We start from the raw sequence: 12,666 nt of genomic DNA, 5'->3' as shown, positions 1-12,666 counted from the left end.
CTACTTTTTAATTAACCTAGCAATATACTTACCAATGATATCAAATTCTAAATTAACTTTATCTCCGATTTTCAAATGTTGCATATTGGTAAATTCCCATGTGTATGGGATAATAGCTACAGAAAACTGTGTATCCTCACTTTTTGCGACGGTAAGACTGATCCCATTCACCGTAATTGAACCTTGCGGAACAGTTACAAAACTACCGTCATCTTCATATTTAACAGTAATGAAATAGCTGCCATCTTTATTTTCTATTCCTGCTACCTCTCCTGTTTTATCAACATGTCCCTGTACAATATGTCCGTCTAGCCTTCCATCCATCTTCATACAACGCTCAAGATTAACAACTGTACCAAGGTCCCACTTTCCAAGATTGGTCTTTTCCAATGTTTCACTGATCGCTGTGACCACATATTGATCATCTTTAATCTCAACAACGGTAAGGCAGCACCCATTATGAGCCAGACTTTGGTCTATTTTTAATTCGCTCGTAAAAGGGCATGTTAATGTGAAATCTATGTTGCTTCCTTTTTCTTCAATCTTTTCAATAACGCCAACTGCTTCAATAATTCCTGTGAACATATTATTTTTTGCTAAATTTGTAAATTATAATCTTCAAAGATAATCAAAATGAGCCCAAAAAACCATAAAGTACGAGTAGGAATTTCAATCGGTGATTTTAACGGCATCGGTCCGGAGATCATCATGAAGTCCCTGACAGACAAAACCATTACGGACTTTTTCACTCCGGTGATTTTTGGCTCGGGAAAGTTGTTTACATTCCAGAAAAATATTTTCAAGCTGAATGTGAATTTCAACTACATCAATGAAGCATCACAGGCTCAGCCGGGAAAACTCAATATGGTGAACCTGACAAAGGACAATGTGAATGTAGAACTTGGTGTACCAACAGAAGAATCAACCAAAATGGCTATTGAATCTTTGGAACTTGCCACTGAAGCTTTAATGAAAGGAGATATTGACGTGCTTGTTACTGCTCCTATCAATAAAGATGAAATGGTAAAAATGGGATTTAAACATACGGGGCACACAGGATATTTTGAAGAAAAATTCAGCAAAAAAGGACTGATGTTCTTAGTTACTGACGACTTGAAAGTAGCTGTTTCTACACACCATATTCCTATTTCCAGTGTTGCTGAAAATATTTCCAAAGAAAAAATAAAAAAACAGATCAGAGCCTTAAACCAAACCTTGATTGAAGATTTCTGTATTCAGAAACCTAAAATCGCTGTATTGGGATTGAATCCTCATGCGGGTGACGGAGGGGTGATCGGTAAAGAAGAAATTGAAATCATAGAACCGGCAATCAAAGAACTTTCTGACAATGGAATACTGGCTTTTGGTCCTTACCCTGCAGACAGTTTCTTCCAGCCAAACAAATACAAAAATTTCGATGCTGTTTTGGCCATGTATCACGATCAGGGACTGGCTCCATTCAAAACTTTAGCGTACGAAGAAGGCGTGAATTACACAGCCGGACTACCGTTTATCAGAACTTCTCCGGACCATGGAGTAGCGTATGATATTGCAGGAAAAAACATTGCTGATGAACAGAGTTTTACAGAAGCGATCTTTACAGCTATTAAAATATTTAAGAACAGAAGCGAATATAATGATCTGATGACCAACCGTATGCAGCCAAGAAAAATGGTTGTAGACAACGGAGTTGATGAAGATCTGCCGGATGAAAATGAAGGATAATTCGTTAAAACAAATTTTAAATTAATTTGTTATGGATTTTATTTGTTATTATAAAAAAATTGCATATTTTTGCACACTCATTTTATGGACAAGTTAAGAAACTATGACGTAAGCTTTTCCGGACTTAAAAACGGAAAGCACGAGTTCAAATTTGAGATTGAAAAAACGTTCTTTCAATTATTTGACACTGAACAGGAATTTACAAATCCTAAAATAGTAGCTGATGTTTTTCTTGAAAAGCATACTACATTTTTAGAATTTGAGATCAAAGTACAAGGGACTGTAGAACTCATTTGTGATCTCACCAATGATGAATTCGATCACCCTATTGAAAACGAGATCAGAATTTTAGTGAATTTTGGCGAAGAATATGACGACAGCAATGAAGACGTCATTACCATCCCTACCTCAGATCACGCATTCAATGTGGCCCAGTTGGTCTATGAAAGCGTAACACTTTCTATACCGATGAAAAAAGTCTCACCGAATGTAAGTGATGAAGATCTGGAAATTCTCAACAGGTTCAGTCCAAAAGATATTGAAGAACCCGAGGAAGAAGAGAAACAGGAAAGCGACCCGAGATGGGAAGCACTGAAAAAGTTAAAAGACAATAATTAAATAAAAAATAATTTAAATATGATGAGATGATGAATCTCATCGCTCATCAATTAAAAAAGTTATTCAAAAATGGCACATCCTAAGAGAAGACAGTCGTCCACAAGAAGAGATAAGAGAAGAACTCATTATAAAGCAGTAGTTCCTCAATTAGCTAAAGATGCAACAACTGGTGAACTTCACCTTTACCACAGAGCTCACTGGCATGAAGGAAAACTTTACTACAGAGGTAAAGTAGTATTGGAAAAAGAAGTAACAGCTACAGAAGAAAACTAAGAGTCGCTTTTCACTGAAAAAGCCTCATTTTAATACAAAAACAGCCCGATTTTGATAAAATCGGGCTGTTTTTTGTTGTTTTTTGTGTTTTTTTGGTATCTTTGACCCAAAATCAAATATAAAATTTATGGACATTAAAGACATACAAAATCTTATCAAGTTTGTATCTAAGGCTGAAGTTTCAGAAGTAAAGTACAAAACTAAAGATTTCGAAATCACTATTAAAACTCCATTAGCCGGCAGCGATGCAGTGTATGCACAGCCAGCAGTTTACCACACAGCCCCTCAGGCAGCAGCTCCAGCTCAGGTAGCAGCTCCGGCAGCAGCTCCAGCTGAAAAGGCTGAGGCAGTATCTGATGACAGCAAATATGTAGCGATCAAATCACCAATGATCGGTACTTTCTACAGAAAACCATCTCCTGATAAAGATGTATTTGTAAACGTAGGTGACGAAGTTTCTGCAGGAAAAGTAGTTTGTGTAATCGAAGCCATGAAGTTATTTAACCAGATCGATTCTGAAATCAGCGGAAAAATCGTTAAAATCTTAGTAGATGATGCGACGCCGGTAGAATACGATCAGCCTTTATTCTTAGTAGATCCATCTTAATTTAGAGGTTAGATGTTAGACATTAGATGTTAGACTCAATTCTGCATTCAAAATAACATTATCTAATTTTCAAATTATCTAATTTTCAAATTGAAGAAGATGTTCAAAAAAATATTAATAGCCAATCGTGGCGAAATTGCAATGCGTATTTTACGTACGTGCAAAGAAATGGGAATCAAAACCGTTGCCGTATACTCTACTGCAGACAAAGACAGTCTTCACGTAAGGTTTGCTGATGAAGCAGTGTGTATTGGTCCTCCAATGAGCAAAGACTCATACCTTAAAATCCCTAACATTATTGCTGCAGCTGAAATTACCAACGCTGATGCTATTCACCCTGGATATGGATTCCTTTCTGAAAATGCCAATTTCTCAGGAATCTGCCAGAAAAATAACATCAAGTTTATTGGTGCTTCTCCTCAGCAGATTGAAAGAATGGGGGATAAAGCCAATGCCAAAGCTACCATGAAGGCAGCAGGAGTACCATGTGTACCTGGGTCTGACGGATTGATTGAATCTTACGAACATGCTGTAAAAGTAGCTGAAGAAACGGGTTATCCTGTTATGATCAAAGCTACTGCAGGGGGTGGAGGAAAAGGAATGAGAGCGGTATGGAAAGCTGAAGACCTTAAAGAACACTGGGAATCTGCGATTCAGGAAGCTGTTGCAGCCTTCGGAAACGGAGGAATGTACATGGAAAAACTGATCGAAGAACCAAGACATATTGAGATCCAGGTAGCTGGTGACCAGTACGGAAAAGCATGTCACCTTTCTGAAAGAGACTGTTCTGTACAGAGAAGAAACCAGAAACTAACGGAAGAAACTCCTTCTCCCTTCATGACAGACGAACTTCGTGAAGAAATGGGTGCCGCTGCTGTAAAAGCCGCTGAATTCATCGGATATGAAGGTGTAGGTACTATCGAATTCCTTGTAGACAAGCACAGAAATTTCTATTTCATGGAAATGAATACAAGAATCCAGGTAGAGCACCCGATCACTGAGCAGGTAATCGATTATGACCTGATCAGAGAACAGATCCTTCTTGCTGCAGGAACTCCAATTTCAGGAATCAATTATTACCCGAAATTACATTCAATCGAATGTAGAATCAACGCGGAAGATCCTTACGCAGACTTCAGACCGTCACCTGGAAAAATCACAGGATTAAACATCCCTGGCGGACACGGAATCAGAGTGGATACTCACGTTTATTCAGGATATACTATTCCTTCCAATTATGACTCCATGATCGCTAAGCTTATTACTACGGCTCAAACCCGCGAGGAAGCTATTGCTAAAATGAGACGTGCCCTGGAAGAATTCTATATTGAAGGAGTAAAAACGACTATTCCTTTCCACAGACAACTAATGGATAATGAAGATTATCTTGCAGGAAACTACACTACAAAATTCATGGAAGATTTTGTAATGGACAGAAAATACGATAATCACTAAGATTATTTATACATAAAATTTGAACTGCCTCATTTTGGGGCAGTTTTTTTATTCACTGGCTATGAAAAATCAACTGTTTTATTTTCTGTTGATCTTATTTTCCTCAGTCCTATCCTCAAAACTTGATGTCTAAAAGCTGTTCGTTTTTTTTCCCTTGCAATCCCCCTATCCATCGGAAATTCATAAACGCCTAATACCTAAAAACGATAAGTAACTGATTACCAACAAACCAATAACCTAACAATTGTTAGTCGAAGAATTACGACACTTTTTTAAATTTCTTCAAAAATTTTTTTTTGATAATATAATTACTTCTATTTTTGGTGACATAAGATAACAAACCACACAAATATTAACAATTAAAATTTACTTATCATGGCAGAAAGAAATTCAAGAGGAATTTTAAAATTCAATGGCGGTGAAGGACAAAAGTTATTAAAACTTAACTACAGTGTATCCCGTTCTACAGACGTATCAGGAAGAGTGGCATCAGACCCTTCCAATGCATTGATCAAACTTACAGTGGAAGCGACCGAAAAGTCAGACATCCTGGAAAGCCTTCTTAACGGGAAATATAAGCCTACAACCGGAGAGGTAACATTTAACAAGTCTCACGAGGAAGGAACTCTTACAACCTTAAAATGGGAGAATGGATATGTGATCCAGCATGAATTAGATTTCGATGCAGTAGATGACAACAGTATGTACATTACTTTTGTGATCAGTGCAGAACAAATCGATCTTGGAACTTCTTCTTACAGAGGAGAATGGCCTTCTTAAGAATGTAATACCTACATCAGGAAAAAGCAGCAGACAGAATGGTACACCCGATTTCAGGGATGCTGTTCTGTCTTTTTTGAATGTATTTACTAATTCCTTACTGAAAATTACGAATAATGTAGAATTTACGTTTTCGGTTTTTTGTTTACCCCAAAACAAAGTAGGATATTTACTGCAGGAATAGTAAAAATTCGGTAGTACATTAATCATATGGTGAAAAATATTTTCAAATTCTTTATTGTATCAGGAGTGTTATGGTTTGCCGTTCATTCTATTTACATAATCAATGATGGATTAAGCAATACGGAGCAGAACGCTGATTTGGCAGTAGTATTTGGCAATAAAGTTAATACGGACGGAACTTTATCTCCCAGATTGAAAGCCAGACTGGATCATGCTATTAAATTATATAGAAAGAAACAGATAAAACAAATATTCGTAAGTGGTGGTTTAGGCAAAGAAGGATATTGGGAAGGTACCGAAATGAAAAAATATCTGGCAGCCCATCAAATTCCTTTGGAAATAATTATCACTGATAATCATGGAGATAATACTGAAAAAACGGTCGTTAATTCCATAAAAGCAGCTAATAGTTTACAGTATAAAAGTATCGTCTCAATATCTCAGTACTATCATCAGACACGGATTAAGAAATTGTTTAAAAGACATCATTTTAATTCTATTTCCAGCTCCAGTCCTCATTATTTTGAAATCCGAGATGGGTATTCTATTCTGAGAGAATTTCCTGCCTACTATTTTTAGTTTAAAATATTTTGAAAAAGGCAATTTGAAATTTGAATTATAGGCAATATAAAAAATAATCATGGAAGAAAACAAAGTTAAACCTTTTCAGAAATATTCAGGAACACATGTTTACCATGTGGAAAACTCTCTTGAAGTACAGTTTGGAGAAAAAAAAGGATTCCATTCTTCGTGTAAACTTAATATACAGGAGACAGAAAATGAAGATCATACCAAAAACTGGCTGATAGAAAAAATAGAGGATGCCCCGTTGCTTTCTGAGAATCCTTTTATGGAAGTTCTCCATGAACTTGAACAGAGTTTTTACCCTTTGGAGATCCATGTAGATGAACAGGGAGTTTTCCTTAATGCTTCAGATCATAAAAAAAATGTGGAAAACTGGAAACAGAAAACAGCAAATCTCCACGAAAAATACGAGAATGCTGATGTATTCAGAAATCAATACCTGAGGGATTTGGAAGATGAGCATCTTTTTTACACCAATAAACAGAAAGAGCCTTTTTGGAATCTTCTTTTTTTTGCCCCTTCTTATGTGGACAACGGTGGAAAAAATGATGAATCCATTGAATGGAATATTAAAGGAATTGGAGCTATAGAATGTACAGGAACGATCATAGCTGAGCAGAGAGATTATGGGTTCGATTCTTTTTTCAATTCAGAAATCATTATTCCAGCTCACTTAAAAGAAGAAATCGATAAAAAATATCTGCCAAAAACGTCAGTGTACAAAGCAACCCTTACGATACAAATGGAATATAATTCTCCCAAAAGACAGTATTCGAAAAAGAAAGCTGAGTTTACGCTTTCTGATGGAGAAAAAATATTGTACAGGGAAATAAGCAGTATGATATAACCTGATGAACACATGATAGAGCAGATAAGAAAACAGTAAAGCATAACCTGAAAATGGGTATGCTTTTTTTTATTTTAATATAGTTATAGTAAATTTTCAACTGCTTTTAATAATATAATGCATATACTTTAAAAACCACTTTAAACGGTCTATAATGTTGTAAATTAGCGGCTGCAGAAGCAAAAAATCTGCTGAAAGAAATGGAAAAATTTGCTTTTTAACATAAAAAACAGACAGCCACATGATGAAAAAAATATGTATTAACTACTCCATTTTATTTTTAATGATAATATCCAATTTGCGCTGTAACAAAACGGCAAAAACAGAATCCCCGCAAGATGTAATTGCAGGTGTTAACCTTAATATTCAATCTGTACCCAACCTCAGAGATTTAGGAGGATATGACACCACAGACGGAAAAAAAATAAAGGAAGGTTTAGTCTATCGTTCCAACCAGCTTAATCCAATTTCAAGAGAAGATATCTCAAAACTACAAGCCCTCCATCTAAAAACCATTTATGATTTAAGAACAGCTGAAGAAAGGGCACAATTTCCCGATCAGATATCAGGAGATTCAAAAGAAATATGGTTAAATGTTCTTGCTGATAACAGTTCTGCAGGTGTTGCTACCTTAGCAAAAACTTTACAAAACACAAACGAAGTCAATACCATAATGGGTAATGGCAAAGCTGTTGAATTATTTAAGCAGGTCTACACAGATCTTGTAGAATTGCCAAGTGCCAAAAAAGCATATCATGATTTTTTCCTTTCACTAGCCAATGATAAGAATTTACCCGCTCTTTTTCACTGTACAGCAGGAAAAGACAGGACCGGGTGGGCTGCAGCCTCTCTTCTTGCCCTTCTGGGAACTCCAAAAGATCAGATTTACAGCAACTATTTAGATTCAAACACTTATCTAATACCTGCCTATCAGAAACAAATAGATTCGTTTGTAGCAGCAGGTGTAAAAAAAGACATTATACTCGATGTGATTGGAGTCAGGAAAGAATATCTGGATGCTTCTTTTAACACAGTTGAAAAAAATTATGGTTCTATAGAAAATTATTTTGAACAAGGATTACACATTGACAAAACGACACAGGAGAAAATTAAAAAGAATCTTCTTTCAACATAGAATCAGGGTTAAAAAATAAATACAAAAGCTTACGATAAAAAAACTCAAGTCATAAAGATATAAAACCTGCATGACCTGATCTGCTAAGGAAATATTTTCTAAAACAGCAGAGTGCACCCTTAAAATACACTTTAAATAAGCCTGTGTACTGTATTACGTTTTTGTTCATGCATCTCATTAATAATGCTTAAATTTGTCAAAAACCGAAACATATGTCAACAGCAGCAACAGCAAAAAACTCACAGTATTTCATTGACCTCGAAGACAAACATGGAGCGCATAACTATCATCCTCTTCCAGTAGTTCTTGACCGGGGAGAAGGCGTTTTTGTATGGGATGTAGAAGGTAAAAAGTACTATGATTTTCTTTCAGCATATTCTGCTGTGAATCAAGGACATTCTCATCCAAAAATTGTAGAGGCTTTAGTAAACCAGGCTAAGAAGCTGGCCCTGACTTCAAGAGCATTTTACAATTCAAACCTGGGCGAGTACGAGCAGAAAATCACTACTCTTTTTGGATTTGATAAGGTTCTTCCTATGAACTCCGGAGCTGAAGCTGTAGAAACTGCTGTAAAATTAGCGAGAAAATGGAGTTATGAAGTAAAAGGAATTTCAGAAAACGCAGCGAAGATTATCGTTTGTGAAAATAATTTCCACGGAAGAACAACTACTATTGTTTCTTTCTCTAATGATCCGGATGCTAACCAAAACTATGGACCTTTCACACCTGGATTTATTAAAATTCCTTATAATGATACGGCAGCACTTGAAGAAGTATTGAATAGAGAAGCTGGAAATATCGCTGCATTTTTAGTGGAACCTATTCAGGGGGAAGCAGGTGTATATGTTCCGGATGAAGGTTATCTGAAAAACGCTTCTGAACTTTGTAAAAAACATAATGTACTTTTCATCGCTGACGAGGTTCAGACCGGTATTGCAAGAACAGGACAGCTGATTGCATGTCACCATGAAAATGTACAGCCTGATATTCTTATTTTAGGAAAAGCTCTTTCCGGAGGAATGTATCCTGTATCAGCAGTATTGGCCAATGACAACATCATGAATGTGATCAAGCCAGGACAGCACGGATCTACGTTCGGAGGAAACCCTATTGCCTGTGCAGTGGCAGTGGCAGCTTTGGATGTTGTGGCTGATGAGAAACTTTCAGAAAGAGCAGAACAGCTGGGTCAGCTATTCAGATCTGAAATTGAAAAGATCATTGAAAAACATGACCTTATTACCAAAGTAAGAGGAAAGGGTCTTTTAAATGCTATTCTGATCAACGATACACCGGACAGCTCTACAGCATGGAATCTATGTTTACAGTTGAAAGAAAACGGCCTGCTTGCAAAACCTACGCATGGAAACATCATCAGGTTAGCACCACCTTTGGTCATCACAGAAGAGCAGTTATTAGACTGTGTTAAAATCATTGAAAAAACTATTACAGAATTTCGTTAATGAAGTTATCAGTCTGTTATATTGTTTTAAATGGAGAAAGAATCATTGAGAAAAGTATCAGGAGCATTGATGAAATAGCCGATGAGATTATTATCGTTGATTCTTTTTCCACAGACAAAACTGAGGAAATCTGTACCGGATTTCCAAAAGTGAAATTTATCAGAAAAAAATTCCGCGGCTTTGGCTGTCAGAAAAACTATACCCTTTCTTTAGCTTCAGGAGAATGGATTTTGTTTCTGGATTCCGATGAAGTTCCGGATGAAACAGCAATCAATGCTATTAAAGAAATTTTAAAAAGCTCCAATCCTCCATATAATGTATATCAGATTCACTTCAACAATATCCTGCTGAGTAAAACCATTAAATACGGCGGTTGGGGTAATGTATGGAGAGAAAGATTCTTTAGAAAAGATCACGGAAAATACACCGATGATCTGGTCCATGAATGCTTTATTACAGAAGACAGAAAAGGAAAGCTGCCCGGAAATATCAATCACTATACCTATAAAAGTATTGCCCATCATATTGAAAAGATCAACAATTACACACAATTGATGGCAGAAAAAAAGGTATCAAACGGAAAATCAGTAACTCTTTTCAAGATTATCTTTTCCCCTTTCTATGATTTCATGAAGACCTATTTTTTCAAACTGGGATTTTTGGATGGTGTTGCCGGATTTTATATTTCTATTACCGGAGCATTTTACACCTTCCTGAAATATATAAAAATCAATGAAATCCTTAAATTCAAAAAATAGCCTTACCGATATACAATAAAACAGCCGGCCTGCTTGCAGCCGGCTGTTCTTTTTATGACCATTATACAATGAGAAAAAACGTTGTAGATATTCAGATAGTCTCTGTTTATCTTTTTTTTCTGCTCCTTCAAATAGCTTTCTTTAGTTTTGTAATGACTTGTTTCAGTTGCCTCGTCTTATTTTAAGGTATTTTTAAGCTGCTGTATCCAATATTTAATTAAATTTGAGGAATTGTAACAGAAGTCATTTTAAGTAGACTTATACACTACTTAGATCGTAAATTAGACCATCATAAAAAAACAATAGAATTATATGGAACGTGATACATTTTTATTGGTATAAACTCCATAAAAAACAAACGGATCCAAAAATTCAGATAGCCATGTTCAAATTTGTTAAAAGGACACTAGGATTTTCGAAAACTGAAAGTGTCCGAATTCTCATGTATCATAAGGTCTTGCCGGAGAGAGAAATTCCCAGCAAGGACTCACTTACTGTATCAGTAGAGAATCTGGAAAAACAGCTTCAGTATGTTAAAAACAATTATAACACCTTGTTTTTTAATGATCTGAACAGCAACAGTGATCTGAAACACAAACTCATTCTTACTTTTGATGACGGCTACCTTAATAATCTTCAGTACATGGTCCCGTTACTGGAAAAGTACCAGCTAAAGGCTACTATTTTTATTCCAACCGGACTCATTCAGAATGATGAGACCAATCAAAACCGCGATATGATGACGTTTGATGAGATTAGATCTCTTAATCCTCAATACGTAGAAATTGCGCTGCACAGTCATACTCACAAAAACTATTCACAGATTTCTTTGCAGGAGGCAGCAGATGATCTTCATCAAAACATCCGCACTTTAGAAGAAAAAGAAATTCCTTTTACAAAGGTACTTGCCTACCCTTATGGTAAATTCCCTAAGAAAGGGGTACAAAAAAAAGAGTTCTTTTCCATACTGGAAAAAGCAGGTATTACTTCAGCTTTACGTATCGGAAACAATATTTCCTATTTTCCCTGGAAAAATAAATTTGAGATCAAAAGAATTGACATCAAAGGGGGTGATAGTTTCGACGTTTTTAAATGGAAATTAAAGCTCGGAAAGATCAAACTTTAATTCAAAAGTTCCTTATAAAGTTTTTCATAAGCATCAGCCATTTCCTGATAGCCGAACTTCATGGCCCGGTTTTTTAACCGTATCATATATTCATCTTTTCTGGCACCATATGTCTGCATTCCCGATGCATATACATGCTGCATATGTTCTGCTGAAAAGTTGTCAAAATAAAAAGCCAGATCCCCACCAATTTCAGGAAGACTGGTCAGTGTGCTTAAAAAGACTGGTTTTCCAAAATACATCGCTTCCACAGGTGGAATACCAAAACCCTCAGCTAATGATGGATGGCAGTAAGATTCGCAGTGCTGTATGAGAAAGTATTTTTCATTATTATCTACATTCTCCAGGATATGAACCCTTTTTTCCAATCCTAATATTTTTATTTTTTCTAAAAATTTTTCCTTGTAAGCAGATTTTGCAGAAGAGGTTACCAGCACAAGGTCTCTGTCATTTTTTGAAATAAGATCAAGAAGTGCCTCCTGATTTTTTTTAGGAAAAAGCACCCCAATATTTAGAATATATTTCTTCCCTATGAAGCTGTACTTATGATCAGATTTAAATTCAGCAGATTCAGGAAATATCAATCCGTTGTAGATGACATCTACTCTGACATTATTTTTTAAAGTAAAAAGTTTTTTATTTTTAAGAAAATCATTTTTAACAAATTCTGAAATACATACTACAGCATCTGCATTCCCAAGATTTTTCTGAACGGTCTTTATAGTTTTTTCCACTTTTTGTTCAGAGCTTCCATCGTGCAGAAAATTAAGATCATGAAGCGTCACTACTTTTTTCTGCCCGGCTCTTACAGTATGAAAATATTTAGAAAGCTGATGGGCTGTATGGATCAGAGAAAAAGATTTTGTATTGATAGAAATTCTTTTTTGCCAGAATTTCCAGTCGATAATATTTATTTTTTTTTTTGTCGGTGGAATATTTTTTTTTGGTCCATAAAAAAAGTACTCAAAATCAGACCCTTTCTCGTCCAGACCCTTTATTAATGAAACACATACGTTTGCAATTCCCGACTTCGGGTACTTCAATCTTTCGGCATCAATCAGGATTTTATGTTCCATTACTGTTAAGCTTTTCATCAAAAATATAAATTTAAATA

At 35.8% G+C, this 12,666-nt stretch carries 14 protein-coding genes; 12 read left to right on the top strand and 2 right to left on the bottom strand.

The features are described 5' to 3' along the window. Nucleotides 1-585, bottom strand: a complete 585-nt coding sequence (locus IW16_RS16285; protein WP_034746616.1) for a riboflavin synthase — start codon at nucleotides 583-585, stop codon at nucleotides 1-3. A gap of 48 nt (nucleotides 586-633) precedes the next feature. On the opposite strand from IW16_RS16285, the gene pdxA reads away from it, so the two are divergent. From pdxA to IW16_RS16220, 12 genes are all read left to right on the top strand, one after another. Then, complete coding sequence (pdxA, locus tag IW16_RS16280) at nucleotides 634-1,725, top strand: 4-hydroxythreonine-4-phosphate dehydrogenase PdxA (RefSeq protein WP_034746612.1); 1,092 nt, start codon at nucleotides 634-636, stop codon at nucleotides 1,723-1,725. An 84-nt stretch (nucleotides 1,726-1,809) separates the two neighbouring features. Continuing rightward, nucleotides 1,810-2,343 (top strand): YceD family protein, encoded by a 534-nt coding sequence (locus tag IW16_RS16275; RefSeq protein WP_034746609.1) that lies wholly within the window; start codon nucleotides 1,810-1,812, stop codon nucleotides 2,341-2,343. A gap of 69 nt (nucleotides 2,344-2,412) precedes the next feature. Next, the gene (gene rpmF / locus IW16_RS16270; protein ID WP_034746606.1) at nucleotides 2,413-2,616 is read left to right on the top strand and encodes a 50S ribosomal protein L32; all 204 of its coding nucleotides are present in this window, start codon (nucleotides 2,413-2,415) and stop codon (nucleotides 2,614-2,616) included. Between the two features lie 127 nt (nucleotides 2,617-2,743). Further along, nucleotides 2,744-3,223 carry an acetyl-CoA carboxylase biotin carboxyl carrier protein gene (accB, locus tag IW16_RS16265; protein WP_034746604.1) on the top strand — a complete coding sequence of 160 codons (480 nt, stop codon included), beginning with the start codon at nucleotides 2,744-2,746 and terminating at the stop codon, nucleotides 3,221-3,223. A 99-nt stretch (nucleotides 3,224-3,322) separates the two neighbouring features. Next, on the top strand, nucleotides 3,323-4,678 hold the full coding sequence (accC, locus tag IW16_RS16260; protein WP_034746601.1) for an acetyl-CoA carboxylase biotin carboxylase subunit: 1,356 nt from the start codon (nucleotides 3,323-3,325) through the stop codon (nucleotides 4,676-4,678). Nucleotides 4,679-5,053: 375 nt separating this feature from the next. Further along, nucleotides 5,054-5,458 carry a type VI secretion system tube protein TssD gene (tssD, locus tag IW16_RS16255; protein ID WP_034746598.1) on the top strand — a complete coding sequence of 135 codons (405 nt, stop codon included), beginning with the start codon at nucleotides 5,054-5,056 and terminating at the stop codon, nucleotides 5,456-5,458. A gap of 210 nt (nucleotides 5,459-5,668) precedes the next feature. Continuing rightward, the gene (locus tag IW16_RS16245) at nucleotides 5,669-6,220 is read left to right on the top strand and encodes a YdcF family protein (protein WP_034746593.1); all 552 of its coding nucleotides are present in this window, start codon (nucleotides 5,669-5,671) and stop codon (nucleotides 6,218-6,220) included. A gap of 61 nt (nucleotides 6,221-6,281) precedes the next feature. After that, entirely contained in the window at nucleotides 6,282-7,073 is a 792-nt protein-coding gene (locus IW16_RS16240) for a hypothetical protein (RefSeq protein WP_034746590.1), read from the top strand. 241 nt (nucleotides 7,074-7,314) lie between these two features. Further along, nucleotides 7,315-8,208: a tyrosine-protein phosphatase gene (locus IW16_RS16235; RefSeq protein ID WP_051890364.1), complete on the top strand. Its 894-nt coding sequence runs from the start codon at nucleotides 7,315-7,317 to the stop codon at nucleotides 8,206-8,208. A gap of 212 nt (nucleotides 8,209-8,420) precedes the next feature. Then, nucleotides 8,421-9,668, top strand: a complete 1,248-nt coding sequence (gene rocD / locus IW16_RS16230; protein ID WP_034746587.1) for an ornithine--oxo-acid transaminase — start codon at nucleotides 8,421-8,423, stop codon at nucleotides 9,666-9,668. Then, on the top strand, nucleotides 9,668-10,426 hold the full coding sequence (locus tag IW16_RS16225) for a glycosyltransferase family 2 protein (RefSeq protein WP_034746584.1): 759 nt from the start codon (nucleotides 9,668-9,670) through the stop codon (nucleotides 10,424-10,426). The genes rocD and IW16_RS16225 overlap by 1 nt, the downstream gene beginning before the upstream one ends. Nucleotides 10,427-10,808: 382 nt before the next feature. Continuing rightward, nucleotides 10,809-11,552: a polysaccharide deacetylase family protein gene (locus tag IW16_RS16220; protein ID WP_034746921.1), complete on the top strand. Its 744-nt coding sequence runs from the start codon at nucleotides 10,809-10,811 to the stop codon at nucleotides 11,550-11,552. Here IW16_RS16220 and IW16_RS16215 read toward each other — a convergent pair. Beyond that, nucleotides 11,549-12,646, bottom strand: coding sequence for a glycosyltransferase family 4 protein (locus tag IW16_RS16215; RefSeq protein ID WP_228376951.1), 1,098 nt, complete (start codon nucleotides 12,644-12,646; stop codon nucleotides 11,549-11,551). The two genes, IW16_RS16220 and IW16_RS16215, sit on opposite strands and share 4 nt — an antisense overlap. Nucleotides 12,647-12,666: the final 20 nt, after the last annotated feature.

It is taken from the genome of Chryseobacterium vrystaatense, from assembly GCF_000737765.1.
GTDB classification, from domain to species: Bacteria; Bacteroidota; Bacteroidia; order Flavobacteriales; family Weeksellaceae; genus Chryseobacterium; species Chryseobacterium vrystaatense.
This window is presented reverse-complemented; position numbering and strand designations above follow the sequence as displayed.